The organism is Frankia sp. AgB32 (assembly GCF_023243045.1).
Classification (GTDB): Bacteria; Actinomycetota; Actinomycetes; order Frankiales; family Frankiaceae; genus Frankia.
Map to the genome: position 1 here is coordinate 1 of NZ_JALKFX010000212.1, position 243 is coordinate 243.

General features: G+C 75.3%; 1 protein-coding gene. It reads right to left on the bottom strand.

Translation table 11 applies throughout. The annotated features are described in order from the left end of the window. Positions 1-210: hypothetical protein (locus MXD60_RS26460; protein ID WP_248822415.1), on the bottom strand; the 210-nt coding region annotated here is incomplete at its 3' end. Positions 211-243 lie beyond the last annotated feature (33 nt).

The window sequence follows — 243 nt, forward strand, 5'->3', positions numbered from 1 at the left end:
GTCCTTCATCGAGAGCGGCGGCTGCTTCTCGGAGGCGCAGATCCGCAGGGTCGCGGGGTCGGCCGGCGGCGCGGGCGGGGCCTTGCCGGGCTCCGACTGGATGGCCTGGGCCTCGGATTCCTGGGCCGCCACCGGCCCGGCGGCCAGGGCGGCGAGCGTCAGGACGGCGGCGAGACGGGCCGCCAGGATGCGGGCGCGCGGGCGCGGCATGGACGTTGATCCCTGTTGTCGAAGCGTTTCTTG